General features: G+C 67.2%; 19 protein-coding genes and 1 pseudogene. 13 read left to right on the top strand and 7 right to left on the bottom strand.

The window, feature by feature from the left end:
- Positions 1-99: 99 nt before the first annotated feature.
- Genes ACYX4P_RS07385 through ACYX4P_RS07395 form a run of 3 tightly spaced genes read left to right on the top strand, consistent with a single transcriptional unit; the run spans position 100 to position 3083 of the window.
- Entirely contained in the window at positions 100-861 is a 762-nt protein-coding gene (locus tag ACYX4P_RS07385) for an SDR family NAD(P)-dependent oxidoreductase (protein WP_248117386.1), read from the top strand.
- 22 nt (positions 862-883) lie between these two features.
- A complete protein-coding gene (locus ACYX4P_RS07390; protein WP_248117384.1) occupies positions 884-2056 on the top strand; it encodes an acetyl-CoA C-acetyltransferase in 1173 nt (390 codons plus the stop codon).
- 34 nt (positions 2057-2090) lie between these two features.
- Positions 2091-3083 (top strand): NAD(P)H-dependent flavin oxidoreductase, encoded by a 993-nt coding sequence (locus tag ACYX4P_RS07395; RefSeq protein WP_248117382.1) that lies wholly within the window; start codon positions 2091-2093, stop codon positions 3081-3083.
- A gap of 56 nt (positions 3084-3139) precedes the next feature.
- Here ACYX4P_RS07395 and ACYX4P_RS07400 read toward each other — a convergent pair.
- Positions 3140-3686: pseudogene (locus tag ACYX4P_RS07400) on the bottom strand (IS6 family transposase); the annotation flags it as partial.
- A gap of 23 nt (positions 3687-3709) precedes the next feature.
- On the opposite strand from ACYX4P_RS07400, the gene ACYX4P_RS07405 reads away from it, so the two are divergent.
- Positions 3710-3922, top strand: a complete 213-nt coding sequence (locus ACYX4P_RS07405) for a hypothetical protein (RefSeq protein WP_248118077.1) — start codon at positions 3710-3712, stop codon at positions 3920-3922.
- 11 nt (positions 3923-3933) lie between these two features.
- On the opposite strand, the gene ACYX4P_RS07410 is transcribed toward ACYX4P_RS07405, so the two are convergent.
- From ACYX4P_RS07410 to ACYX4P_RS07430, 5 genes are all read right to left on the bottom strand, one after another.
- Positions 3934-4236, bottom strand: a complete 303-nt coding sequence (locus ACYX4P_RS07410; RefSeq protein ID WP_248117380.1) for a DUF2149 domain-containing protein — start codon at positions 4234-4236, stop codon at positions 3934-3936.
- Complete coding sequence (locus ACYX4P_RS07415) at positions 4236-4712, bottom strand: MotA/TolQ/ExbB proton channel family protein (RefSeq protein WP_248117378.1); 477 nt, start codon at positions 4710-4712, stop codon at positions 4236-4238. Before ACYX4P_RS07415 ends, ACYX4P_RS07410 begins: the two co-directional genes overlap by 1 nt.
- A complete protein-coding gene (gene cobN, locus ACYX4P_RS07420) occupies positions 4699-8556 on the bottom strand; it encodes a cobaltochelatase subunit CobN (protein ID WP_248117376.1) in 3858 nt (1285 codons plus the stop codon). Before cobN ends, ACYX4P_RS07415 begins: the two co-directional genes overlap by 14 nt.
- A 4-nt stretch (positions 8557-8560) precedes the next feature.
- On the bottom strand, positions 8561-10489 hold the full coding sequence (locus ACYX4P_RS07425; RefSeq protein ID WP_248117374.1) for a TonB-dependent receptor domain-containing protein: 1929 nt from the start codon (positions 10487-10489) through the stop codon (positions 8561-8563).
- 390 nt (positions 10490-10879) lie between these two features.
- The gene (locus ACYX4P_RS07430) at positions 10880-11758 is read right to left on the bottom strand and encodes an SDR family NAD(P)-dependent oxidoreductase (RefSeq protein ID WP_248117372.1); all 879 of its coding nucleotides are present in this window, start codon (positions 11756-11758) and stop codon (positions 10880-10882) included.
- Positions 11759-11936: 178 nt separating this feature from the next.
- Between ACYX4P_RS07430 and ACYX4P_RS07435 the strand changes: the two genes are divergently transcribed.
- From ACYX4P_RS07435 to ACYX4P_RS07460, 6 genes are all read left to right on the top strand, one after another.
- On the top strand, positions 11937-14111 hold the full coding sequence (locus ACYX4P_RS07435) for a TonB-dependent receptor (protein ID WP_248117370.1): 2175 nt from the start codon (positions 11937-11939) through the stop codon (positions 14109-14111).
- A 72-nt stretch (positions 14112-14183) separates the two neighbouring features.
- On the top strand, positions 14184-15773 hold the full coding sequence (locus ACYX4P_RS07440; protein WP_248117368.1) for an AMP-binding protein: 1590 nt from the start codon (positions 14184-14186) through the stop codon (positions 15771-15773).
- A 73-nt stretch (positions 15774-15846) separates the two neighbouring features.
- The gene (locus ACYX4P_RS07445; protein WP_248118044.1) at positions 15847-16548 is read left to right on the top strand and encodes a TetR/AcrR family transcriptional regulator; all 702 of its coding nucleotides are present in this window, start codon (positions 15847-15849) and stop codon (positions 16546-16548) included.
- Positions 16541-17791, top strand: a complete 1251-nt coding sequence (locus ACYX4P_RS07450; protein ID WP_248117366.1) for a serine hydrolase domain-containing protein — start codon at positions 16541-16543, stop codon at positions 17789-17791. The genes ACYX4P_RS07445 and ACYX4P_RS07450 overlap by 8 nt, the downstream gene beginning before the upstream one ends.
- A gap of 71 nt (positions 17792-17862) precedes the next feature.
- On the top strand, positions 17863-19152 hold the full coding sequence (locus ACYX4P_RS07455; protein WP_248118042.1) for a spinster family MFS transporter: 1290 nt from the start codon (positions 17863-17865) through the stop codon (positions 19150-19152).
- Complete coding sequence (locus ACYX4P_RS07460) at positions 19149-20846, top strand: carboxylesterase/lipase family protein (protein ID WP_248117364.1); 1698 nt, start codon at positions 19149-19151, stop codon at positions 20844-20846. The genes ACYX4P_RS07455 and ACYX4P_RS07460 overlap by 4 nt, the downstream gene beginning before the upstream one ends.
- Before the next feature lie 128 nt (positions 20847-20974).
- Here the strand turns inward: ACYX4P_RS07460 and ACYX4P_RS07465 are convergent, their stop codons facing one another.
- Complete coding sequence (locus ACYX4P_RS07465; protein ID WP_248117362.1) at positions 20975-23050, bottom strand: TonB-dependent siderophore receptor; 2076 nt, start codon at positions 23048-23050, stop codon at positions 20975-20977.
- A gap of 104 nt (positions 23051-23154) precedes the next feature.
- Between ACYX4P_RS07465 and ACYX4P_RS07470 the strand changes: the two genes are divergently transcribed.
- Genes ACYX4P_RS07470 through ACYX4P_RS07480 form a run of 3 tightly spaced genes read left to right on the top strand, consistent with a single transcriptional unit; the run spans position 23155 to position 26386 of the window.
- Entirely contained in the window at positions 23155-24342 is a 1188-nt protein-coding gene (locus tag ACYX4P_RS07470; RefSeq protein WP_248117361.1) for an ABC transporter substrate-binding protein, read from the top strand.
- Entirely contained in the window at positions 24339-25382 is a 1044-nt protein-coding gene (locus tag ACYX4P_RS07475) for a FecCD family ABC transporter permease (protein ID WP_248117359.1), read from the top strand. Before ACYX4P_RS07470 ends, ACYX4P_RS07475 begins: the two co-directional genes overlap by 4 nt.
- A complete protein-coding gene (locus ACYX4P_RS07480; protein ID WP_248117356.1) occupies positions 25382-26386 on the top strand; it encodes an ABC transporter ATP-binding protein in 1005 nt (334 codons plus the stop codon). The genes ACYX4P_RS07475 and ACYX4P_RS07480 overlap by 1 nt, the downstream gene beginning before the upstream one ends.
- The last annotated feature ends 132 nt before the right edge of the window (positions 26387-26518 follow it).

The following is a 26518-nucleotide window of genomic DNA, read 5'->3' on the forward strand; positions in this document are numbered from 1 at the left end:
CGTTCGTACGCTGCGCGCTGCGCCGCCCATTCTTTCCAAGTCGAACCCTTTATCCGGACGCCCCGCGCCCGCCGTCACCTGCCGAGAAGGACCACCCCCATGAACATCGCCGGACACGCCGCCATCGTCACAGGGGGCGCCTCGGGTCTGGGCGGCGCAACCGCCGCCCGTCTCGCCAAGGCCGGAGCCAAGGTCACGATCCTGGACCGCAATCCCGATCTGTCGGCGGAGACGGCTGATCGGATCGGAGGACGTTTCGCGGTCGTGGACGTCGCCGACGAAACCGCGGTCGCCGACGCCCTGGCCGAGGCCGAAGGCGTGTATGGCAAGGCCCGCATCCTGGTGAACTGCGCCGGGATCGGCCCGCCCGCCAAGGTCATCGGCCGCGACGGCAAGGCCATTCCGCTGGCGGATTTCGTCAAGATCATCACCGTCAACCTGATCGGCAGCTTCAACGTCCTGTCCAAGTTCGCCGAGCGTCTGCATGACGCGGAGCCGGTCGGCGAGGAGCGTGGCGTAATCGTCAACACCGCCAGCGTCGCGGCGTTCGACGGCCAGATCGGCCAGGCCGCCTATGCGGCGTCCAAGGCGGCGATCGCCGGCATGACGCTGCCCGTCGCGCGCGAGTTCGCCCGCTACGGCATTCGGGTGACGACCATTGCGCCCGGCCTGTTCCTGACGCCGCTGCTCGCCACCCTGCCGCAGGAAGCCCAGGACTCGCTCGGCCAGCAGGTGCCGTTCCCCGCCCGTCTGGGCGACCCCGACGAATACGCTCAACTGGTCGAGGCCATCGTCACCAACCCCATGCTCAACGGCGAGACCATTCGTCTCGACGGCGCCATCCGCATGGCGCCGCGCTGAACCGCTGGAAAGGACAAGGTCCATGGCTGAAGCCTATATCGTCGAAAGCTTGCGCACGGCCGGCGGCCGTCGCAACGGTCGCGTCTCCGGTTGGCATCCCGCCGACCTTGGTGCGGAAATCCTCAATGCGCTCGTCGACCGTTCGGGCGTCGATCCGGCGGCGATCGAGGACGTCATCATGGGCTGCGTGACCCAGGCGGGCGAGCAGTCGTTCGCCTTCGGCCGCAATGCGGTGCTGGCCTCGCGCCTGCCCGAATCGGTTCCCGCCGTGACCATCGACCGTCAGTGCGGTTCGTCCCAGCAGGCCGTTCAGTTCGCCGCGCAGGCCATCCTCAGCGGCTCGCAGGATGTGGTCGTCGCGGCGGGGGTGGAGAGCATGAGCCGCGTGCCGATGTTCACCAACCTGTCGTTCCACGAGGAGAAGGGCGTCGGCGAAGGGCCGTTGAGCGCCAGGCTGAAGGCCAAATACGGTCGCGACGTCTTCAGCCAGTTCGAAGGGGCCGAGATGATCGCCCGCAAATACGCCTTCGACCGCGAAGCGCTGGACGCTTACGCCCTGCAAAGCCATCGCCGGGCCGCCGCCGCCACAGAGGCCGGCGCCTTCGACGCCGAGATCGTGCCGCTGGAAATCCAGACGCCCGACGGCCCCGCGATGCACACCAAGGACGAGGGCGTTCGCTACGATGCGACCATGGACAGCATTGGCTCGGTGAAGACCTTGGTCGAAGGCGGGGTGGTCACGGCCGCCAACGCCAGCCAGATCTGCGACGGCGCCTCGGGCATGCTGATCGTCTCGGAAGCGGCGCTGAAGCGTTACGGCCTGACGCCGATCGGTCGCATCCACAGCTTCGCCGTCACCGCCGGCGATCCGGTCATCATGCTCGAAGAACCCATTCCCGCCACCCAGCGCGCCTTGAAGCGAGCCGGGATGCGCATCCAGGATATCGACCTCTATGAGGTCAACGAGGCGTTCGCGCCCGTACCTCTGGCGTGGCTTCAAGCGCTGGACGCCGACCCAGACCGACTGAACGTCAATGGCGGGGCCATCGCCCTGGGCCATCCGCTTGGCGCGTCAGGCACGAAGCTGATGGCGACCCTGGTCCACGCCCTGCGCGCGCGGGGCAAGCGATACGGCCTTCAGACCATGTGCGAGGGCGGCGGCGTCGCCAATGTGACGATCGTGGAAGCGTTGTGATGATCGGCGGTCGTGTGCAGGGAGGCGACGTGTAATGGCCATTCGGACCCGTCTGACCGAATTGCTCGGCATCCAGCATCCGGTGGTGCAGGGCGGAATGATGTGGGTGGGCCGCGCCGAACTGGCCGCCGCCGTCTCCAACGCCGGCGGTCTGGGCCTCATTACCGGCCTGACGCCGGGCTCGCCCGATGCGCTTCGCCGCGAGATCGATCGCTGCCGCACGATGACGAACAAGCCGTTCGGCGTGAACCTGACCATCCTGCCCTCGGTCAGTCCGCCGCCCTATGCCGAGTACCGCAAGGCGATCATCGAAAGCGGCATCACCATCGTCGAAACCGCCGGCCACAAGCCGCAGGCGCATGTCGAGGACTTCAAATCGCACGGCGTCACCGTGCTGCACAAATGCACAGCCGTGCGCCATGCCGTCTCGGCAGAGCGCATGGGTGTCGACGTCATCTCCATCGACGGTTTCGAGTGCGCCGGCCACCCCGGCGAGGACGACATCCCGGGCCTGGTCCTGATCCCTGCGGCCGTGGACAAGGTCTCTATCCCGGTCATCGCCTCGGGCGGCATCGCCGATGGACGCGGACTGGCGGCCGCCCTGGCGCTGGGCGCCGAGGGGGTCAATATGGGCACCCGCTTCTGCGCCACGGTCGAGGCGCCGATCCACGACAAGATCAAACAGTTCATCGTGGCCAATGACGAGCGCGCGACCAATCTCATCTTTCGTCAGTTTCACAACACAGGCCGCGTCGCCAGGAACAGCGTTTCGGACGAGGTCGTCGCCCGATCTCGCAGCCCCGGCGCTGTCTTCGAGGATGTCCGTCCGCTTGTCTCCGGCGCGCTAGGGCGGGAGGCGCTGGAGACCGGCGATCTGGACCGGGGTCTGATCTGGGCCGGCCAGGTCCAGGGTCTGATCCACGACATCCCGACCTGTGAGGCCCTGCTGGCGACCATGATCGCCGACGCCGAGTCCATCATCGCCCGCCGTCTGGCTGGATTGCTCATTCAGGACCACGCCGCATGACCTACCAAGGCATCGTCAAGTTGAGATCGCCAAGTTGAAAAGCCCGCTAACAGCCCCCCATCAGACGAAAGCCGTGGCCATGCGGCGGCCGCATCGTCACGGAAGGCTTGGAGAGTGCGTCTGCTGATAAGATGGCGTTGAATGTTGCAGGTGTTGTAAACGGCGGCGTGCGTAGTGAGACTCGTTGGTAGTGATAGATTCAGGCTCGACAGGCTGACTGTGTAAAAGCCGCTTCAGGAGCCTCACTGCTGCGTCCATGTCGCGTTTTTGCTGGACGGCGACGTCCACGGCCTCGCCCTCGTCGTCCAAGGCCCGCCACAGATACATCTGTTTGCCACCGGTTCAGCAGAAGACCTCGTCCAGACAGCGCCGTCGAAGCCCATCTCCGCTTCTTCAATCACCGCGCGATCAGCGGTCCGAACGTGATCGTCCAGCACCGGATCGTCTCATAGCTGACGTCGATCCTGCGCCGGCCATCATCTCCTCGACGTCGCGAAAACTGAGGCTGGACCGAAAGTGCGCCCACACCGCATGACGGATCACATCCGCCGGAAACCGACCAGAAGTTCCACAACCTTGGCCTTCACTTCTATGGGCGTGGATTGAAAGATCTCGGACGTTACCAAGTGACAGGCCGGTCGCAGGACGTCGGCGCGTTCCGCACGCCCAGCCTGCTCGGCGTGCGAAAGACCGCGCCCTACATGCACACCGGCCTGTTCGGCGACCTGGACAACGTGCTTCGCTTCTACAACGCGGGCGGCGCCAATCCCCGGCCGAGGGCTGATCTAACGAGCGCCGCATCGCGCGCTTCGATTTTCGGGTCGTCAGAGCGCTTCTAGGCCGATGTCGCCTATTCCGGCACGTAGATCAGATTGCCGTTGGGAAGCCGATAGGCGGACCCGGCCTTCTCGCCCTGGCCCTCACCGATCCGACCTTGGGATTCATAGCGGGTCAGTTGTTCTCCGTCCTTCACCGTGATCCGCATATGGGCTTGGCCGGGGTTTTCGATCACGACGACATTGCGGGCGTTGAACGGGTTGAGCGGGTTCTGGACCAGCACCACCAGCAGGATGGCGATGATGACCACGAACAGGTCCACCAGATTGACGACCGAGGTGATCGGGTCGTCGTCGTCTTCGTCCAGGAACCGCATCAGCGGGCCTCTTGCGCGCGTTCGATGGCGCGCAGGTCCTGCAGCAGCCACCGTCGGCGCACCGTCAGGACATAGTGGGCGATGCTGGCGGCGATCAGCGCCAGGGTGACGCCGGAAAAGGCGACCACCATGTTCTGGCCCACGCCGGACGCATCGCCTCGGCCCAGCGACAGCAGCGCCGGCCCCATCGGGATCATGGTGGCCACCAGTCCAAGCATGGGGGCGCTGCGCGACACGATGCGAAGGCCTTCGAGGTCCTTCAGGATCATCAGCTCCAGATCGTCGCTGGCCGCATCCGTCTGAGCCTGCCGGCGCGAGAGGGAGGAGCGCCAGTCTGCGCGGCGACGCTGGACGCCTTCCACAAGAAAGGCGCCAAGGGCGAAGACGGCGTAAACCAGGGCGGCCAGGATCAGGACAAGGGCCGGGATCAAAAACAGGCTGGAGACCTGATAGAGGCCGGCTTCAAACTGGGGCATGGGCGAGCTTTCGACGGATGACAAGACGGCTGGCGCCGCCGCAGAGGAAGACGAGAAGGAGAACCAGGGCGCCCCAAGGAGACGGCGACGGCTGGGCCTGTTGGGGGGCGATTCTTTCCAAGACCTGGCCGCTGACTGTGTCTGGCGTCGGTTTAGCGGGCGCTTTCGCCTTAGCCTGATCGGACGCGGGCCGGGACGCAGGTCGGAGCCCCATCGAGGCCGACTGCGGTGTCGCGGCGTCCCGGCCGAAGCCGACAACGGCGCGTGAAGCCGAGGCGTCAATCTGGGCCAGTCGCGCATCGAGTTCCCGGCGCGTCTGATCGTCGGGGGACCAGAACCCCTTGCGGATGGCGTCCTTCAGCAGGTTCAACACCTGGCGTTCGGACGAGGGATTGTTCGTCGCGAACCACTCGCGAACGCCCAGGCCCCGCTCGTCGCGGACATAGACGTCATGCAGGGCCTGCCATTGGTCCGCCCGAACCATGTCCGGCGCCGTCGCCTGCCAGCCGAACAGATTGTCGGCGAGATCCACCACGGCCAGGGTCCCGGCATAGCCCTCGGCCTGCATGGCCTGAATCCAGCTGCGGTTCAGGTAGCGGCTGCGCATCTCGGCGGCCAGGAAGTCGCGCGCGGCGACCGTACGCGGCGCGCCCGCCCGTGCATCGGTGACGTAGAGCGAGGGCGCGGCCCCGCCCGCCCGTCGGATGGCCAGCGACAGACCGCCCAGATATTCGAAGGGATGATCGGTCGACAGGACCCCGTGCAGATTGCTGGAGCGCGACAAGGCGGCGGCCTGGACCCCGGCCAGCTGGGCGGCGAAGACGTCGGCGCCCTCGATCTTGGCGCCCCAGCGACCTGCGCCATAGACATAGCCCAGCCGATCCAGGAAGGGGTCGGCCAGGGTGGCCGGATCGTCCCAGCCCGTCGTATCGCGCACCGCCTCGGGCAGGCCGCTGCCGTAATCGCCCGGCGCGTTGCTGAAGATGCGGGCCCGGCCGAGCGCGGCGGCCTCTGAGGCGGCGACCCCTTGGGTCATCAGACGCCGGGCGGCGATAAGGCTGTTTTTCGCAACCGGATCGTCCGGCTCGTCCAGGGCGACGATGCGATCGACGGCATCGGCCAGAAGCCTGAGAAAGCCGTCGAACTGATCGCGATAGACGCCGGTCGCATGAACGACGACATCGATGCGGGGGCGACCCAGCTCCGACGCCGGAATGATGTCCAGTGCGACGACCCGCCCGCCCTCGTCCCACCGGGGACGCAGTCCCAGCGCGTGAAGGATCTCACCCTCGGGCAAGCCCAGGGTGCGGATGGTCTCGGACGACCACAGGGTGATCGCCAGCTTGGTCAGGGGGCGACCGTCATGCTCGACAGCGTAGGCGTCCGTCAAACTCTTCAGGGCGCCGGCCGCAGCGGCATAGGCGGCCGAGGCCGGCATCTTGTCCGGCTCGAAGGCGTAGAGATTGCGCCCCCCTACGGCGTCCGGATTGCGGATGGGATCGCCGCCTTCGCCGGGACGGACGAAACGCCCCCCAAGCGCCTGGAGCAGCCCCTCCATCTCGCCGGTGTCGGCCAGGCGCCGATCCAGCAGGCGCGCGCGCGTCAGTTGCTCGCGAAGGGCCGGATCGGCGGTCTCGATCAGGGCGCCGTCGCGCAGATAGGCCTTCAGGACGGTGAAGGCGCGGCTGGCGTGAAGGCCCGCTTCGTCTTGGGCCAGGGTTTCGCTCTCGGTTTCGCCCAAGGCGTCGAAGAAGGGTCGACCCAACTGCTGCAGCACGGTGATCAGCCGGTGGTCGGGCGACGCCGCGCGCCCGAAAGTGTGCAGGCCCATCGGCGTCGGCGCCCCGCCGACCTGGTGCAGATAGTCATGCAACTCGCCCAGGAAGACCGGCATGTCCGCTCGCGCCCTGGCCGGCGTCCAGCCCATGTCCGCATCGATATGACGCGCGCTGGCCAGGCGCAGGATCTGGTCGGCGACCGCGTCCCGCACCCCGCCCTCGTCGAGTTGGAGATACTGGTGGATCAGGTCGTGCAGGGTCTTGAGTTCGTCGTTCAATCCCGCAGGGGCGAAGGGCGGCGTCTGGTGGCTGACGGTGACGGCGCGACCACGGCGCTTGGCCTGGGTGGCTTCGCCGATATTGTCCTGAATGTAGGGATAGATGACCGGCAGGTCGCCAAGCGCCAGGAAGGCGTGGTCCGTGACCGCCAGACCGCGATCCTTGCCCGGCAGAAACTCCTGCGTGCCATGGGTTCCCAGGTGGATCACGGCGTTCGCCTGACTAACCTCCCGCACCCACAGATAGGCCGCGAGGTAGAGATGGTCGGGCGGCGCGGCGACATCGTGATAGGCCTCGCCCACGCGCGCCGCACGCGGCGGCTGCGGCAGGACGGTCAAGGCGCCGTCGCTGAATGCGGGGATCAGGAAGACGGGCTCGCCATCCACGGTTCGAACGGACCAATGCCGCGCCGGATCGCCCCAGCGGGCCAGGATCGGATCGCGACTGGTCGCTGGCAAACCATCCAGCCAAGCCCGGTAGCGGGCGACCGGCAGGGTGACGGCCAGCCCCTGCGACGGCAGATCGTCCAAAGTCTCATGCCGGTAGAAGGCGCCCAGCATGGCGCGCGCCGCCGCGATCCAGCGGGCTTCTGACAGGGCTGGAATGGCGTATCCGGCGGCGTTCAGGTCCGTGCTCAGCGCCTCGAGGCTGCGCGGCGCATTGAGGTTGGAGGCCGAGATATTGGCTTCCCCGCCCGGATGGTTCCAGAACATCAGCGCCAGACGCTTCTGCCCGTTCGGGGTCCGGCGCAGGGTGATCTGGCGCGCGGCGCGGGCGGCGACGGCCTCGATCTGCTCGGGGATAGGAATCAGGGCGCCGTGATCGACGGCCGAAACGATCATGGGATCGCTCATCCCCCAGGTTTCGGCAGGCGCCAGAAGGGCCGCGGCCGAACGACTGTTCAAACCGGCGGAGGCCCGTCGCCAAGCGTCTGCGTCGCCCTCTCGGTAGGAAAAGGTCATGGCGGCGGGTAGGTCCAGTTCGACCAGTTGATCGCGGACGACGCCCCCGGCGACGATGTGCTGTGTATTGATCAGCAGGTCGGGGCTCAACGGCTGAACGGCCTCGATCAGGCCCCGCGGCGCGCGTTGGTCGAACCACAACGCCACGCCATCAATCCCCTTGGCGTCCAGGGCGGCGATCAGGGCGTCGACGACGGTCGTGTCGTCATCCGCCACCGTTGATGCGCCGATCAGTATGGCGGCGCGGGGACGTTCGGCACGCGCCGACAGCCAGGCCGGCAAGGCTGCCGCGGCAAAGCTTGACGCCGCCGGATGATAATAGCCGACCGCGCCCAGCGGGGCCGGTGGCGGAACCGACAGGTCGTCGCCCATCTTCCATTGCTTCAGATAGGCGAACAGGGCGGTGAAGTTCTGTCGCCCTCCGGCGGCGTAATAGGCCGCGATCCTGCGGCCCGTCTCGGGCGGCAGGCCGCCGAACGCCGGCGGACCGCCGCCGACCCGCACCCAGGGTCCGCCCCGTGCACGCAGCGCCTCTCCGATGCGCGCCTCCACCGCCTCGACGTCGGCCGGTCGCGGCGTATCCAGAAGGATAAGGTCGGCGTCGTTCCACGCCGTCGCCTCAGGCAGGGCCGACAGCGACCACCCCTGGACCGCCACACCCTCGGGCGCGGCGAACCCGGCCAGCCGTCCGTATTTGGCCGGCAGGACGAAGTCGCTGCCGATGACGTTCACCCGCAGAACGGGGGCCGTTTGCGCTCCCGCGCCGCCCACGACGACGAAAGCCCAGAAGCCCGCCAGCAGCAGCGTCTGCAGGATACGCCGCAAGGGCTCAGAACCCCGCCGTGAAGCCGAGATAGTAGAACCGCCCAGGCTCGGCGAATGAGAAATAGGCCGATTCATTCGCCAGCCGCACATCGCCCAGGTTCTGCACCCCGGCGCGGACCCACAGGTTCTCCTCCAGCCGAAGCCCCCCTTCCAGCGACACCAGCGCATAGTCCGGCACGGCGTACTGAACTGCGTTCGACAACATCAGCTGCTCGCCCACATATTCGCCGCGCAACTGCACGAAGCGGTGATCGTCGGGCTCCCAGCGCAGGGTCGCATGGCCGCTGTGGCGCGGTCGTTCCGACAGCGGTTGGTTGGTCGTCCGGTTCTCGCTGTCCAGATAGGTATAGTCGCCGCGCAGGCTGAATCCGGCGGGAAGCCGGGTCTCCGCGCCCGCTTCGAGTCCGGTGATCCGGGCCTCGTTGATGTTCTGATACAACCGCACCTCGCGCCCGCGAACGCCGCAGAAGGCCGTGCAGCGCGTTTCGATCAGATTCTCGATGTCATTGGAGAAACCGCCCAGACGCACGGCCCAGCCGTCGCGGCGATACTCCGCCGACGCCTCATAGGATGTGCCGATTTCCGGCTTCAGATCGGGATTGCCATAGACGGTGAAGCGACCGCCCGCAGCCACCGTCACGAACTCGGGCGACAGTTGCTTCAGGCTGGGCGACTTGAAACCCCGGCCGCCGCCGCCCTTGAGGGTAAGACCTTCGAGTGGCGTCCAGACGGCGTAGAGCCGTGGGCTTGTCTGCCATCCATACTGGTCATGATGGTCGAAACGCGCGCCACCGGTCAGGGACAGGCTGGGCGTCAGCGCCCACTCATCCTGGGCGAATACGGCGTAGCGTTCGCTGGTCAGAACGCCGGAGACGGCTGCGGCGGCGTCCTGCAACGCCTCGCGGCGCCACTCGCCGCCGACGCTTAGGCGGTGGCCCGCGATGGGATCCGCCGTGACGCGCCCATCGACGATGTCTTCCTGCATCCCGACCGGGCGGGACGCCGTCTGGCCGTTGGTGGCGGTGTTGGTCCGATCCAGGGTGGAGCGATAGGCGCGCAGCACACTGTCACCCCAGCCCCAACGCCCCGTATGCGACAGGGCGTACTGCCGACGATCAACCGCATCGGCGTAGCGGTAATAGACCGGTTGCGCGGCTGTGGTCGCGGTGTTGCGCGATCGATCGTCGCGACCGGCCAGAATGGTGAAGTCGATCCGCTGGGCTGCGTCCGGCGTCCAACTGAGCGTGGCCGAACCCGACAGCGCCTCGCGGGCCTCGAGGTCTGATAGACGCGCGTTTGGGGCTTGGGGCGTGTCGCCTCGCGCCTTCGATTCCGCATAAAGGCTGAGGCCCAGACGGTCCTGAAGTAGCGGTCCACCGGCATAGGCGCCGAGCTGATAGGTCTCGCCGCCGCGTCCATCCTCGCGCAGCCCGCCCATGGCCCGCAGACTGCCGCGCCACGAATCGGTCGCGCTCCGGGTGATGACATTGACCACCCCGCCCAAGGCTTCCGACCCATAGAGCGACGACATCGGCCCGCGCACGATCTCCACCCGATCCATCGCCTCGACTGGAACCCAGTTCAGCTCGAAATCCGCGTGGGCTATGGCGCTGGCCGAGCCGTTCACACGACGACCATCGACCAGGAAAAGCGTGTGTTCGCTGGGCATGCCCCGGATGGAAATCCCGCGCCGCGTCAAGCCCGCGCCATTGACCGTCACGCCCGGCACGTCGCGCAGCACGTCGGTCAAGTCCTGAACGGGTCGACGCGACAGCGCCTGTCGGTCCACTACCGTCACGCTGGCGGGCGCGGTCTGCAGCGCGCGCGGCGTCGCCGTCGCCGTCACCACCACCTCAGGCAAGGCTTGGGGCGGTTGCGTTGTATCCTCGGCCGATACGCCTGAAGCGAATGCCGACACCGCGCCAGCGGCCATGGCATGTGTGACGAAACGAAAACTCAACGCAAGCCCCCCCAAAACGAGCGGGAGGTGATGTTATAACATATCAAAATTGTCAACTTTGGATTGGCTGTCGCCGGACGGGCGAAGCTTCCTCAGCGGTTCGATGGCCCGCGCTCAGGCCGCCGACCCGGACCTGCGCGTCTCGGGCGTCAGCTTCCCCGACAAAAAGGGACGCGGCGTCTTGGTCGTGGGGCAGGCCAGGGCGATCCTGGTGCGCGATCGCGGCAAGGCCGTCTGGGTCGATCCTCGCGACGGGATGGTCCTGCTCGCGTTGCGGTGGGGGGAGGGAGAACCAGAACCCTCACCAGACTCTGGCCGATCAGGCCGGAAGAGGCTGCCGGATCGGCGCGATCTTCCAGCATGTCATGCGCGTCGATCCGGGTGGTGAACCTCGTGATTGTATTGCGCGGCGCCCGAGGCGGGGACCTGTTCGTCGGTGCGGTCGGTGATCCGGGGCCAGTTGGCCTGAATCTGGTCGGCGGCGTCGGGGGCGGCGCCGATGTGGACGCCCCGGGTCAGGGTGATATTGGCCTGTTCGAAGGCGCCGGCGCCGGCCAGAAGGATCATGCGGGTAGGGGCGTCGGCGGCGGCGAGGGCGACCACGCCGGGGCTGACCAGGTCGGAGGACAGACCCTTCAGATCTTCGGCCGAATAGAGGCTTTCGGTCATCTGGGTCGCGGCGCTGGGCGCCAGGCAGTTGACGCGGATGCCATGGCGTTCGCCCTCCAGCGCCAGGGTCTGCATCAGGCCGACCAGGGCCATCTTGGCCGCGCCGTAGTTGGCCTGGCCGAAGTTGCCATAGAGGCCTGAAGAGGAGGTGGTGAAGATCACCCGACCATAGTTCCGCTCGCGCATATGGGACCAGGCCGCCTTTGTCACATTGACGGACCCCATCAGGTGGACGTCGACGACGGCGGCGAAGTCGTCCAGGTCCATCTTGGCGAAGGTCTTGTCGCGCAGGATGCCGGCGTTGTTCACAAGGATATCGACCGCGCCCCAGTGATCGACGGTCGAGGCGACCATGGACTGGACGGCGGCGCGATCGGTCACGCTGCAAACCTGGGGCAGGGCCTCGCCGCCAGACCGAATGATTTCCTCGACCACAGCGTGAACGCCATCGGGCGACAGATCGTTGACCACCACCTTCGCGCCATAGCGGGCGAGGGCCAGGGCGTGGGTGCGACCCAGGCCGCCGCCGGCGCCGGTGACGATGGCCGTGCGGCCGTTCAGGTCGATGGTCATGGTCTTCCTCCAGAAACAATCATCGGACGGAAGCCGATGTTGACCGCATCCTGACCCGGCGTTGGTCGACAGGTCAATATTCACCCGTCGACTAGTGAAGTTGACAAGGCGCGCGATCGGTGTGAACGTCCGGTCATGGCGCCGAAGAGCGCCGAGGAAACATCGGGAAGGATCGATCATGGGCCGCAGGCTCTGGATTACGGCGTCCGCCGTTGCGCTTCTGTGGGGTGGAGCAGCGCAGGCCCAGCAGGCCGACCCTGCTGAAACCCAGGCGGACAAGGACAAGGCCGCCGTTCTGGGCGACGTGGTGGTCACCGCCGAACGCCGCACCAGCAATCTTCAGACGACCGCCGTCGCCGCCACGGTCCTGAGTGGCGAAGACCTGGCCGCCAAGGGCGTGCTGTCCCTGGACCAACTGCAGTTCGCGGCGCCGTCCACCACGGTTCAGAACTTCGGTCAGGGCAATTTCTTCAATGTGCGCGGCATCGGCAAGTCCGAGGCGACGACGGCCGTGGGCGTGGGGGTCATCACCTATCGCGACGGCGTGGCGGCCTTCCCGGCCTATTTCCAGACCGAGCCCTATTACGACATCGGCAGTCTGGAGTTGTTGCGGGGACCGCAGGGCACCTTCGCCGGGGCTAATGCGACCGGGGGTGCGGTCTTCATCACGGCGCGCAATCCCGACTTCTCGGGCATCAACGGCTATGTTTTCGGCCAAGCCGGAAACTACAACGACATCAAGCTTCAGGGCGCGATCAACCTGCCGCTCAGCGAAACCCTGGCGGCGCGTCTGGCCTTCAATCATGAGACGCGCGACAGCTTCTACACCATCACCGGACCCTATCGCGGTCGTCCGGGCGCGGTGGATTCCAACAGCGTGCGCGCCAGCCTGTTGTGGCAGCCGACCGACGCGCTGAAGGTGTTGTGGAAGACCGATTACAACAACATCGATCTGGGCGGCTATCCGGCCGATCCGGCGCTGGCGACCAACGACCCGTTCCACATCACCTCGAACGGCCCGAACGAGGCGCATGACGAGTTCGTGCGCTCGTCGCTGAACGTCAGCTATGTGTTCGACAGCGGCATGACGCTGAAGTCGATCACCGGCTATCAGGCCGGCCGCTCGCGCTTCGCCACCGATCTGGACGGCACATCGGCGCTGAACAACACCTTTGTCGATCAACTGGACGAAGAGGTCTGGTCACAGGAGTTCAACCTGATCTCGCCGGATCAGCAGCGACTGAAATGGCTGCTGGGCCTCTATTATCAATACGACATGGCCCGTTTCCCGGCCAAGACCTTCCCCACGGCCGAATACCGGATCGGTTTCCCCGAGAACGTCCTGGATATCTACCTGTGGGGTGACACGCCCAAGGAAACCGCCGCCGTCTTCGGCCAGGTCAGCTACGACATCAGCGACCGGCTGCAGCTGCAGGTCGGGGCGCGCTACGCCCATTCGGTGTCGACCAACGACGACGTCTATACGACCTATCCGCAGCTCGGGATCGTTCTGTTCCAGGACGACAAGGTCAAGGACGACAAGGTGACCGGCAAGGTCACGGTGAACTGGAAGATGGACGACGCCAACTTCGTCTATGGCTTCGTGGCGACGGGGCACAAGATGGGCGGTCTGAACGCGCCCAACCTGTATCGTCCGGCCCAGACCTTCGGCGCCGAAGACCTGATCGACTACGAGCTGGGGTGGAAGTCGACCTTGCTGGACGGCCGACTGCGCACCCAGATCGGCGCCTATTACACCGTCTATCAGGATTACCAGGTCAACATAGGCGACCCGCAGTATCCCCAGATCAGCCGCATCCAGAACGTCCAGGGCGACACCAAGATCATGGGTCTGGAAGCCTCGGCCCAAGGCCGGTTCGGGCCGCTGTCGTTCGACATCGCCGGGTCGGTGTCCAACTCTGAAATGGGCGACTTCTTCGGCGCCGATCCGCGTCTGGGACGGACGGGCCTCTGCGATCCGTCCACGGGACCGGCCAGCGCCAACTGCGTCAACATCGCGGGCAACACCAAGAGCTATGCGCCGGAGTTCACCTTCAACGCCGGGATCGAATACGCCTTCCCGATAGGGGCGAACATGACGCTGACGCCGCGAGTGGACTACGCCCATATCGGCGAAAGCTGGACCACCATCTTCAACAATGCGGCGCTGGGCGACCGGCTGGGTGCGCGTGATATCGTGAACGCCTCGGTCCGGCTGAACACGGGCCAGTGGACCTGGACGGCCTATGCGCTGAACGCCACGGACGAGACCTATATCGCCGCCATCAACTCCGGGCTTCGCTACGCCGGGCCGCCCCGACAGTACGGCGTCAATCTGACCCGCACCTTCTGATCCCTGCGCCAAGGCGGGCGGCGCACGTCGTCGTCCCGCCGCCCTGGCTGATCTCACGGAACCCCTTCGCGTATGCCGCCTGCCGCCTTCGATCCCATGCAAGACTACGCCCTGACCGTGGATCGTTTTCTGGATCACGGCGCGAAATGGCATGGGCGCAAGACGGTCGTGACGGCGGGCGGGGCGGGGGACGCCGTGCTCGGCTATGCCGACCTGCGTCGGCGCGCCAACCGTCTGTCGGGCGCGCTGCTGGACCTGGGGCTGAGGCCAGGCGACCGGATCGCGACCCTGGCCTGGAACACACAGCATCATCTGGAGGTCTGGTACGGGGCCATGGGCGTCGGCCTGACGTGCCACACCCTCAATCCGCGCCTGACGGTCGCGCATCTGACGACCATGATCACCGAGGTCGGCGACCGGGTGCTGGCGGTCGGCGCCGGCCTGTCCGACCTGGCTCGGGATCTGGCGGCGGCGTGCCCCTCGCTGGAACGGCTGATCCTGCTGGATGGCGATACGGACGATGGTGAAGGCGGCCTGCCCGTCGATGCGCTGGAGACCCTGTTGGCGGAGCGCGGCCGGGCGGTCGCGTGGGGGGCGTTCGACGAGCGCACGCTGGCGGGTCTGTGTTTCACCTCGGGAACGACGGGGGCGCCCAAGGGCGTCGGCTATACCCACCGCTCCAACTATCTGCACACCCTGCGCGCGCTTCAGGCGGACGCCATGGCGCTGACGGCGCGCGACCGGGTGCTGGTGGCCGTGCCGATGTTTCACGCCAACGCCTGGGGCCTGCCGTTCGCCGCACCGGCGGTGGGCGCGGGGCTGATCCTGCCTGGGCGGGCGACGGATGGGGCGTCCTTGGCGCGGCTGATCCAGCAGCACGAAGCGACCGTTGCGGTCGGGGTGCCGACGGTGTGGCTGGGTCTGCTCGATCATCTGGATGCGGTCGGGGGCGAGACCCCAAGTCTGCAAAGGATCATCATCGGCGGGTCCAGTTGTCCCGACGCTCTGCTGCGGCGGATGGAGAGCCGGCTGGGCGTGGTGGTTCAGACCAGTTGGGGCATGACCGAGCTTTCGCCGCTGGGCGCCATCTCGCCGCCGACAGCCGATATCGGCGGGCCGCATGGATCGGGGCGGCCGGCGATGGGGCTGGACCTGCTGTTGACCGACGAGGATGGCGCGCCGCTGGCGGACCAGCGCAACACGGTCGGACGGCTGAAGGTGCGGGGCGACAGCGTCACGCGCCGCTACTTCGGGGCGGCCGTCGATGCGGTGGACGCCCAGGGCTGGTTCGACACCGGCGATCTGGCCAGTCTGGACGACGCGGGCAATCTGACCCTGGCGGGGCGGTCCAAGGACCTGATCAAGTCGGGCGGGGAATGGATCAATCCGGTCGAGATCGAGGACATCGTCGGCGCTCTGCCGGCGGTGGGTCTGGTGGCGGTGATCGGCCGGGTGGATGGCAAATGGGGCGAACGGCCCCTGATGGTGATCGAACCGGCGCAGGGCGAGGCGCTGGACGACCACGCGCTGACGGCCAGTCTGAAGGGCCGGGTCGCCGATTGGTGGATTCCCGACCGGATCGTGCGGGTCGACACCATGCCCCTGGCCGCGACCGGAAAGATCGACAAGACGCAGCTTCGCGCCATCTATGGAGGCGCATAGGATGGGCGCCGTTTCCGTCATGGAGCCGGTGCGTCGTCCAAGGACCGCGCCGGCCCGTCTTGAGGTTGTGGTCATGTCCAAGTCGCCCCGCAAGCCGCGCAGCAAGGCCGAGCAGCGCGCCGAAACCCTGGAGCAACTGCTGGACGCGGCCGAGGCCCTGTTCTCGCAAAACGGCTTTTCCGCTGTCACGATCAAGGACATCGCCGATAAGGTCGGGGTCCATAAGTCGCTGGTCCACTATTATTTCACCGACAAGCAGGACGTGTTCGACAAGGTTCTGGCGCGCCGGGCGCCGGTGACCAGCGGCCGCCGGATGGATGCGCTGGACGCCTATGAACGGTCGGTGGACGGCAAGCCGACCGTGGAGGGCGCGCTGAGGGCGTTCCTGGACACCGACCTGGACACCTATTCGACCGGCGGGGAGGGGTGGCGCAACTTCGGCTCGCTTAGCGCCCAGATCAACAACACGCCGGCCTGGGGCGCGGAGATCATGGATCGGCTTTACGACCCGGTGGTGCTCCGCCTGATCAGCCTGCTCAAGAACGCCATGCCCGACGCATCGGACGAGGACATCTTCTGGGGTTATCATTTCGTCTCGGGCGCCCTGACCCTGACCCTGGCGCGCACCGGGCGGATCGACCGGCTCTCGGACGGCCTGTGCCGGTCCGACGACTTCGAGGCGGCCAAAGCGCGGATGGCCGAGTTCATGGCGCACGGCTTCATCGGCATCTGCCGCAGCCGGGCGGACGCGCGGGAAGGACCGGGGCATGGCTGACGCAGTCGGCCTGGCCTTCGCCTCCAGCCCGGAGGCGGTCGGCTTCGATTCCGAACGGCTGGGGCGTCTCGACGCCTATATGGCCGGCATGGTCGAGGCGGGTCATGTGGCGGGCGCCGCCACACTGTTGATGCGGCACGGCCGGGTCGTGGCCTTCGACACCCACGGCAAGGCCGATCTGACGTCCGAGGCGCCTTTGGGGCGCGACGCCATCTTCCGCATCTATTCCATGACCAAGCCGGTCGCGGGCGTGGCCCTGATGATCCTGTTCGAGGCGGGACGCTGGAGCCTGGACGACCCGGTGACGCGGTTCCTGCCGGAACTGGCCGATCTGAACGTCTTCGCCGGGCGTGACGCCAGCGGCGCGATCCAGACGACGCCCGCCCACCGCCCGCCCACCATGCGCGAACTGCTCAGTCATACGGCGGGCTTCGGCTACGGACTGTTCGATATCCACCCTGTGGAGCGCGCCTATCGCGAGGCCGGCGTGCTGCGCGCCGAAAGTCTGGAACAGATGGTCCAGCGCGTCGCCGAACTGCCCCTGATGTTCCAGCCGGGCACGGAGTGGTTCTATTCCATCGCCGCCGACCTGCAGGGGCTGATCGTCCAGCGGCTGTCGGGCCAGAGCTTCAGCGATTTTCTGCAAAGCCGCATCTTCGCTCCGCTTGGCATGGCGGATACCGGCTTCCAGACGCGGCCGAACAATGCCCACCGGCTGGCGGCCATGTATTGCGACGACGGGACGGGGAGGCTGAAGCCGGCGACCGAGGCCTTCGACATGCCAATCAACGACTTCACCAAAGCTCCGCCGTTCGAGGGCGGGGGCGGAGGGCTGGTGTCCACCGCCTCGGACTACGCCCGCTTCTGCCAGATGATCCTGAACGGCGGCGAACTGGACGGGGTGCGCGTGCTGTCGCCCGCGTCCGTCGCCCTGATGTCGACCAATGTGGTGCCGGATGCGGTTCTGGCCGTCTCAAATCCCTTGCGGCTGCTGCCCTTCAATCCCGCCTTCGGCTTCGGGCTAGACTTCGCCGTGGCCATGGATCCGCGCCGGATCGGCATGGTCGAGGGGCGCGGCACGCTGAGCTGGGGGGGCGGCGGCGGGACCTGGTTCTGGATCGACCCGGAGAACGACATCGTCTTCGTCGGCATGATTCAGCGTCTGGCGGACCCCGTCAGCAGCGAGTTCCGAAACCGGGCGCGCACCTTCGTCTATCAGGCGCTGACCCACCCCGAAAAATAGACGGGCCGTCAGGTCCGCATCACGAGGAAACGACCATGAGCCAGCCCGAAGCGATTGTTCCCGATGGGCCGATGACGGCTGCGCCGCCGGGCCAGGGGGTCGGGGCGCGCGCCTGGGTGGCGCTCGGCGCGCTGTGGTTCATCTATGTGCTGAACTTCCTGGACCGACAGCTGCTGTCCATCCTGGCCAAGCCGATCCAGGACAGTCTGCAGATCACCGACAGTCAGTTGGGCCTGCTGGGCGGGCTCTATTTCGCGATGTTCTACTGCTTTATCGCCATCCCGGTCGGATGGCTGGCCGACCGGACCAATCGGGTGCGCGTCCTGGCCATCGCCTGCGGCATCTGGAGCGCGGCGACCGTGGCGTGCGGCCTGTCGCGAACCTATACGCAGCTGGCCGTGGCGCGCATGACGGTGGGGTTCGGCGAGGCGGGCGGGGTGCCCCCGTCCTACGCCATCATCGCCGATTATTTCCCGCCGCATCGGCGCGGGATGGCCTTGGGGCTCTATAATCTGGGGCCGCCCATCGGCGCGGCCTTGGGCATCGCCTTCGGCGCCTCGATCGCCGCCGCCTTCAGCTGGCGTGACGCCTTCCTGGTGGTGGGCGCGGTTGGGATCGTGGCGGCGATCGCGGTTGTCTTCGCGGTGCGCGAACCCCGGCGTGGCGGGCTGGATGGGCTGGCCGTGGGCGCCGTGCAGCACAAGGCGGGTTTTCTGGAGACGCTGAAGATGTTCTTCACCAATCCGGCCCTGCTCCTGGCCTCCTTCGGCAGCGGCGCGACCCAGTTCATCACCTATGGGCTGGGCAACTTCGCCACCCTGTTTCTGATGCGGGAAAAAGGCATGGCGCTGGCCGACGTCGCCGTTTGGTACGCCCTGGTCGTGGGCGTGGGGATGAGCGCGGGCATCTTCTGTTCGGGCTGGGCCATCGACCGCTTCACCCGCCGGTCAAAGCGCGCCTATGGCCTCGTGCCGGCCCTGTCGCTGGTTCTGGCCATTCCCTTCTATTGCGCCTTCGTCTGGGCGCCGACCTGGCCCCTGGCTCTGGCCTTCCTGACCGGCCCGACCTTCCTGAACTATTTCTACCTGTCGTCGTCTGTCGCCCTGGTCCAGGCCGAGGTCCGGCCCAATCAGCGGGTCATGTCGGGCGCCCTGTTGCTGCTGGTGATGAACTTCATTGGCCTGGGCCTGGGGCCGACCTATGTCGGGGCGGCCAGCGACTTCTTCCGCGCCAGCCACCCGGATCATTCGCTGCAGATGGCCCTCTATACGCTTGTGCCCTTCTATCTTCTGGCTATCGGCCTGTTCCTGTGGCTCGCGCGTGTGCTGGGCCGCCGCACCCCTACGGAGGTTTCCCAATGAGCCGCAGGATCGCAACATTGGCGCGCCGCACCGCCCTCGGCCTGGCGGCCGCCCTCGGTCTCTGCGCCTCCGGCGCGGTCGCGTCGTCGCTCGTCGCCAGCCCGCCGGAGCGGGCGGTGGTCCACGCCCCGGCCGGAGACCTGTCTGGCGTGACGGCTGACGGAATTCGCGCCTTCAAGGGCGTGCCCTACGCCGTGCCCCCGGTAGGGCAGGGCCGCTGGCGTCCGCCCGTCGCCGCGCCGCGCTGGACTGGCGTGCGCGACGCCCGCGACTTCGGCCCGGCCTGCGTCCAGCCGACGCCGCGCGTGCAGACGATCTATTCCTCGGACCTGGGCCGAACCAGCGAGGACTGTCTGACGCTGAACGTCTGGTCGCCAGCCGATGCGCAAAAGGCCCCGGTCATCGTCTGGATCCACGGGGGCGCCCTGGTCACCGGGTCGAGCCGCGAGACCCTGTATGACGGCGCGCGCCTGGCGTCAGAAGGCGTGGTGGTGGTGTCGATCAACTATCGACTGGGCGTCCTGGGCTATCTGGCCCATCCGGCGCTCAGCGCGGAATCACCTCAAGGCCTGTCCGGCAACTATGGGCTGATGGACCAGATCGAGGCCCTTCGGTGGGTCCAGCGCAACATCGCGGCCTTTGGCGGCGATCCGCAGAACGTCACAATCGCCGGTGAATCGGCCGGCGGGCTCAGCGTCGTCTATCTGATGGCGTCACCGCCCGCGCGCGGCCTGTTCGCCAAGGCCATCGCGCAGAGCGCCTATATGATCTCCACGCCCGAGCTTAAGACGGCCCGATATGGCGCGCCTTCGGCTGAGGATGCGGGCGCGCGGCTGGCCCGAACCCTTCAGGCGCCCAGCGCCCGCGTGCTGCGGTCCATGGACGCCCAAGCCCTGACCGACGCCGCCGCTGTGGCGGGCTTCTCGCCCTTCGCCGTGGTGGATGGTCAGATCCTGCCCCGTCAGCTGGTCGATGCGTTCGATCGCGGCGAACAGGCGCCGGTCCCGATCCTGGCCGGGTTCAACAGCGGCGAAATCCGCTCGCTGAAGATGCTGGCCCCGCCGACGCCGTCGTCGCCCGCCGAGTACGAGCGGATCATCCGCGAGCGCTATGGCGATCTGTCCGAGGCCTTCCTGACCCTCTATCCGGCGTCCGACATGGGAGAGAGCATTCTGGCGACGACCCGCGACGCCCTCTACGGCTGGACCTCTGAACGGCTCGTCCGATCGCAGACCGCGCTGGGCCGCCCGTCGTTCCTCTACGCTTTCGACCACGGCTATCCAGCGGCCGATGCGGCGGGCCTGCACGCCTTCCACGCCAGCGAACTGCCCTATATGTTCGGACGGCTGAACCGCACGCCGCCCCTGTGGCCAAAGATTCCCGACACGGCCCAGGAGACGGCCCTCTCAGACACCATGATCGCCTATTGGACCCGCTTCGCCCGTTCCGGCGCGCCGGGGCGGGCCGCCGACGCCACATGGCCCGCCTATGGCGACGACGCCGACTATCTTCTCATCCAGACAGCGCCCAAGGCCGCGACCCATCTGTCGCCTGGCATGTTCGCCTTGCACGAACAGGCCATGTGCCGTCGCCGCGCCAACGGCGGCCAGCCCTGGAACTGGAATACGGGCCTGGCGTCCCCCGTGCTGACGCCAGCCGCCGCCTGTCGCCAGGAGATGGGCGACGCTTCCTGAATCGTCCCGGTGCTGACGGTGTCGGCGGCCTTTTCAGCCAGCCGTCTTGGCGATCAAGTCGCCGCGTTCGCGGCTCACGCCGGTTCGAGACTTGTAGGCGTCAGGCTGGAGGGCGGACGACCCGCATTCTACCACCGCTTGCTCAGCGTCAGGCGCGCGGCGCGGGGCGCCTGCGGATAGATTTGAGAGAAGCCGCCGGTGATGAAGATGGTCTCGTCGGTGACGTTGTCGAGGTTCAGCCGAACCTCATAGCCGTCGCCGAACCCATAGGCGGCGTTGAGGTCCAACCGCGTATAGGCCGGCAGATCGAGGGTGTTGCTGGTGGTCGCCGCCTGGCTGGAGGCGTGGAAGACGCCGCCGCCCAGGGTCAGACCTTCAAGCGCGCCATCGAAAGCCCAGGAGGTCCACAGGGCCGCCTGATGGTCCGGGACGCCGGCGAGCCGGTTGCCGATGATGAAGCTGTTGGTGTCCTCGACGATCTCGCTGTCGCTGTAGGCGTAGGAGGCGACGATGGTCCACGGATCGAGCGGTCGCGCCGACACTCCCGCCTCGACGCCGCGCACGCGGATCTCGCCAGCCTGGATGACCAGGTTGAAGTCGATGGGGTCGGCCACGACGGCGTCGGTCTTGGTGATCTCGAAAGCCGAAAGGGTGAGTTCGGCCCGGCCATCGAAGGCCAGGGCCTTTGTGCCGATCTCGAACTGCTCGCCTCGGGTGGGCTTGGGCGTCAGGCCGCTATCGAGCAGGCCGGCGTCCCCTTCGTTGCGCGAGGATCGAGCCCAACTGCCGTAGATCGACCAGTCCGGCGTGACCAGATACGTCAGGCCGGCGCGCGGCGAGAAAGGCCGATCGGTGCGGCTCACGCCCGGGTCGAGCAAGTCGGCGGTGAAGGCGTAGGTCCGAACCTCCTCCAGCCGTCCGCCCAGCAACAGGCGCCAGTTGTTCCAGGCGATCTCATCCTGAACATAAAGGCCGGTCGAGGTGTATTCGTAATGGCTGTCGCCGACCGGCAGATAGCTGGTCGGGCGGCCCGTGCGGATGGGATTGAGCAGGTCGATCGGCTGGCCATAGGCGATCTGACCGTTGAGGTAGGATAGGGCGTCCCGGCTGTGATCGAGGCCGATCAGCAGGCGGTGGGCCAGCGGGCCGGTGACGATCCGGCCGTAAAGCTCGGCCTGGAGCGTCAGATCATCCTGGGTTTCGTCATAGCTGACGAAGCTGCGGTTCACGGTCGTGCCGGACAGGGGCGGGAAGCCGTAGTTGAAGAACTGCTCCTCGGGCACGTCCACCGCAGAAACGAAGCCGCCCAGCCGCAGGCGCCAGTCGGCGTTCAGGCGGCGGTTGAACTCCAGGCCGGCGACCCACTGCTCCTTCTTTATCCGCATGAAGTCCTCGCCGTAGTTGCGGCTGACCGGCTGATCGAGGAATGCGGCGTTGGCGCCGAAGCCGCGGTCGAAGGCGGCGTCGCGCTTCAGATACTCCAACCGGGCCAGAAGGTTGGTGTCGGCGTCGGGACGCCATTCCACCACCGGCGAGATGTAGAACTGCGCGTTGTCCACCAGATCGCGATAGCTGTCCGCGTTCTCATAACCGACGTTCAGGCGGGCCAGCAGCCTGCCGTCGGCGGTGATCGGCGCGTTCACATCCAGACCGCCGCGCCAGTAGTCGTTCGACCCGCCGACGACGAAGGCCTCGCCGCCCGACCCGCCATAGGGGCGTTTGGAGACGAAGTTGACGACGCCGCCAGGCTCGAAGCGTCCATAGAGGGCGGATGCGGGGCCTTTCAACACCTCAATGCTCTCGACGCCCTGCAGGTCGATCTCGGGCTGGCTCACCGCCTGGCGGAAGCCGTCGCGCAGGGTCGAGATGTTCTGAAAACCGCGAATGCGGAAACGCTGATTGCCCGAGAATCCAATGGTCCGCTGGACCCCGCTGACCGTCTCGGCCGCCTCGCCGATATTGGAGACGTTTCGCAGATCCAGCAGTTCGCGCGACACGATATTGATCGTGAACGGCGTCTCCAGAACCGGCGCGCCCGTCTTGGTCGCGGTCTCGCCGGGAACGCGACCCAGCGGGCGGCCGAAGACCGTGATGGCGTCCAGCTCGACGGCGTCGTCTTCAGCCGTGACGATCGGCGCTTCCTGGGCCAAGGCCGGCGTGGCGAAAAGGGCGGCGAGGCTGGCGGTGGCGAGCAGCGATTTCATGGGTCCCCCGGACGAAATGGCCGGGCTTGTTATGCTATAACATTGCGTTTAGTCACCCCTGGGGACTGATTTTTCCTGTCCCACACCGGACAGGGGCGGCAGACATGCTGAGACGATCATTCCTGCTGGCCGCCGGCGCATCGGCGCTGTCGGCCTGTTCGGACGGCCAAGGCGCGGGGTCTGAGACGGGGCGCGCCGGTGGAACGCCGATACCGCTCAAACATGCGCGCTATCTCAAGCTGCAGCGGCACGACGGCTACACGGTGGCGCGGCTACGGGCGCCCGTGGCGGATCAGAGCGGCGGCCAGGCGCAGGAGCAGGAGGCCGTGTTGGTTCTGGCGCCGCGCGAGGGCGTCGAGCCGCGCTTGCCCCCCGCGTTGCGGGACGCCACCCTGATCCGGACGCCTGTGATGCGGATCGCCGCCAACGCCAGTTCAGACGAGGCCTTCCTGGGCCAACTCGGCGTCAAGGACCGGCTTGTGGCGGTGGGCGGTCGGGTGTCTTTCGACGACGATGTCCGGCGCGGCGTCATGGAGGGCCGCATTGGCCAGATCGGCTATAACTGGCACGCCCCGCCCAATCTGGACGTGCTGCTGGCCGCCCGGCCGGACGTCTTCCTGATGCGCCTGTCCGACCTGGCCCATACGCCCGTGCTTGATCGGGCCCGACGTCTGGGTGTGATCGTGGCGCCGACCTTCGCAGAGGACGAGCCCACCTATCTGGGAAGGGCGGAATGGATTCGGCTGCATGGATTGCTGACCGGGCGGGAGGCCGAGGCCGAGCGTCTGTTCGGCCAGATCGAGGCGAAGGTCGAGGCGCTGAAGACGGCGGCGGCCCTGCGTCCCGCCGTGCCGATGCTGTGGGCCTATCCCGCCGGCGGCGATCGCTGGGTCGCCACCGTTCGTGGAGCCGAGCAGGCGTATCTGGCCGACGCCGGGGGCCGCAACCTGCTGCTCCGCCCGGAAGACCCGCGCAAATGGTCTTCGGAAACCCTGGCGACCGAACAAATCCTGCCGGTGGCGGATCAGGCCCAGGTCTGGATCGTCGGCGACCTGCACGCGGCCCCGCCGCGCAGCACCGTGGTGGAGAGCGTCTCGCCGGCGTTCCGCGCCGACCGGCTGTTCGCCAACACAGGGCGCAGCAATCTGTCAGCCAACGCCTATGACTGGTACCAGACCGCCTTTGTCCGCCCCGACTGGGTCCTGACCGACTTCGTCAAGGCGCTGCATCCGGACCTGGTCAGCGAACCCTTCCGCTTCCTCAAACCCATCGCTCGCGGCGTCTACAAATGACCCTGGTTTTCGCGCGGCCCGCGCTCATCGCAGGGGCTCTGGCCCTGGTTCTCCTGCTCGCGATCCTGGCCAGCCTTATGATCGGTCAGGTGATGCTGAGCCCCGGCGAGGTCCTGTCCGGTCTCGGCGCCATCGGATCGGGATCGATGGAGACGCGCATCGTCGTCGATCTTCGCCTGCCCCGGGTCCTGGCGGCCGTGATCGGCGGCGCGGCCCTGGGCCTGGCCGGGCTTTTGATGCAGACGCTTTTCCGCAATCCGCTGGCGGACGCCTGGTCGTTGGGCCTGATGGCGGGGGGGCAGTTCGGCGCCGCCCTGGTCATCGTGGCTGGCGCGGTCGTCGGGCCCGGCTTTCTGATGGTTCTCACCGGGTTCGCGGGCCTGGGCGTCGTGGCCGGGTCGGTCCTGGGCACGCTCGGCGTGGCGATGGCCATGAGCGCCATGGCGCGCCGCGTCGGGGCCGTCACCCTGCTGGTCCTGGGCCTCATGCTGGGCTTTCTGGCCCAGGGCCTGATCAGCGTCTTGCTGCACTTCACCAACCGCAGCCAGGGACGGATTTTCGAGGCCTGGAACGACGCCACCTTCGCCAATGTGGTTTGGGGCGACTTCGTCACCTTGGCGCCGCTGTCGGTGCTCGGTCTGGTCGGCGCCGTGGTGCTGGCCAAGCCTCTGACCGCGCTTCTGCTGGGCGATGTCTATGCCGAGAGCCTGGGGGTGAACGTGCCGCGCCTTCGCCGGCTGGTGCTGGGGACGACCATACTGCTGGCGGCGCCCGTGACCGCCTTCTGCGGCCCCGTGGCCTTCGTGGGCCTGATCGTGCCGCATCTGGCGCGCGGCCTGATCGGTTCGGCGCGGATCGGCGCCCTGATTCCGGCGACCGCCCTGATCGGAGCGCTGCTGGCCCTGGCGGCGGATCTGGTGGTTCATCTGCCGTGGGAGCAGCACTTCCTGCATCTCAACGCCATTCTGGCGCTGATCGGCGCGCCGCTGGTGATCCTGCTGTTGCTGAAGTCGCGCAGTCTTCGCGGCGGAGAGGGCTGATGTACGCGATAGATGCTCTGCGGATCGGCTATGGGCGAAACGTCCTGTCGACGCTTGAACGGGTCGTCGTCGAACCCGGCGAATTCATCTGCCTGCTGGGACGAAACGGTCAGGGCAAGTCGACCCTGTTGCGGACGCTGGCGGGCTTCATCCCCGCTGTCGACGGCGAGGTCCGCCTCGACGGGCGGCCGGTGCGCCAATGGCCCGCCGCCGAGCGAGCGCGCAAGGTCGCCGTGGTTCTGACCGACCGGCCCCAGGTCGGCGCGCTGCGGGTCCACGAACTGGTGGAGATGGGCCGTCAGCCCTACACAGGTTGGACCGGCGCGCTTTCGCACGAGGATCGAGAGATTTGCGAGAGCGCCTTGAAGCAGGTCGAGGGCGAACATCTTCGCGACCGGTTCGTCGACAGTCTCTCGGACGGGGAGCGCCAGCGGGTCATGATCGCGAGAGCCCTGGCGCAGCGCCCACAGGTCATGCTGCTGGACGAGATCACCGCCTTTCTGGACCTGCCCAGTCGGGTGACCATCACGGCGACCCTGCGTCGGATCGCCCGTGAGACCGGCGTCTCGATCATCTTGTCCAGCCACGATCTGGAGCTGTCGCTCAATGCCGCCGACCGGATCTGGCTGTTGCCCGGTGAAGGCCGCTTCATCGACGGCGCGCCCGAGGATGTCGCCCTCTCGGGCGCGATCGGCGAGGCTTTCGATCAGGCCAATCTGGCGTTCTCGCTGACGAGCGGCCGTTTCGAAACGCGGGGCAGCGCCCGCGGGACGGCCTTCATCGACGCAGAAGGCGCCGCGTCAATATGGCTTCAGAGGGCTGTCGAACGCATCGGCTTCGCCCGCGTCGCGAGTGAACGGGGCGCGGCTGTCGTCATCCGCCGCGCGGCGGACGGTTTTGTGTTTGATGGGGCGCGCCATCCCTTCATCAGGGACCTCGTCCGAGCCATCGACCATCGCAATCCGGCGGATCTCAGCAAGGTCGGTGCGGACGCCGCAATGTGAGGTGAAGGCTCTGCAGACGAAGGCGAGGTTCGCTGGGCCGCTTTGAAGGTCCGTAAGGGGTGAAATCCGTCGCGGACCTCGCCTTCAGGGCCGCGCTTGGCCAGCAACCCGTCAACGTCCTGCAAGTTCGGC

The organism is Brevundimonas sp. ABV4_179, assembly GCF_056311945.1.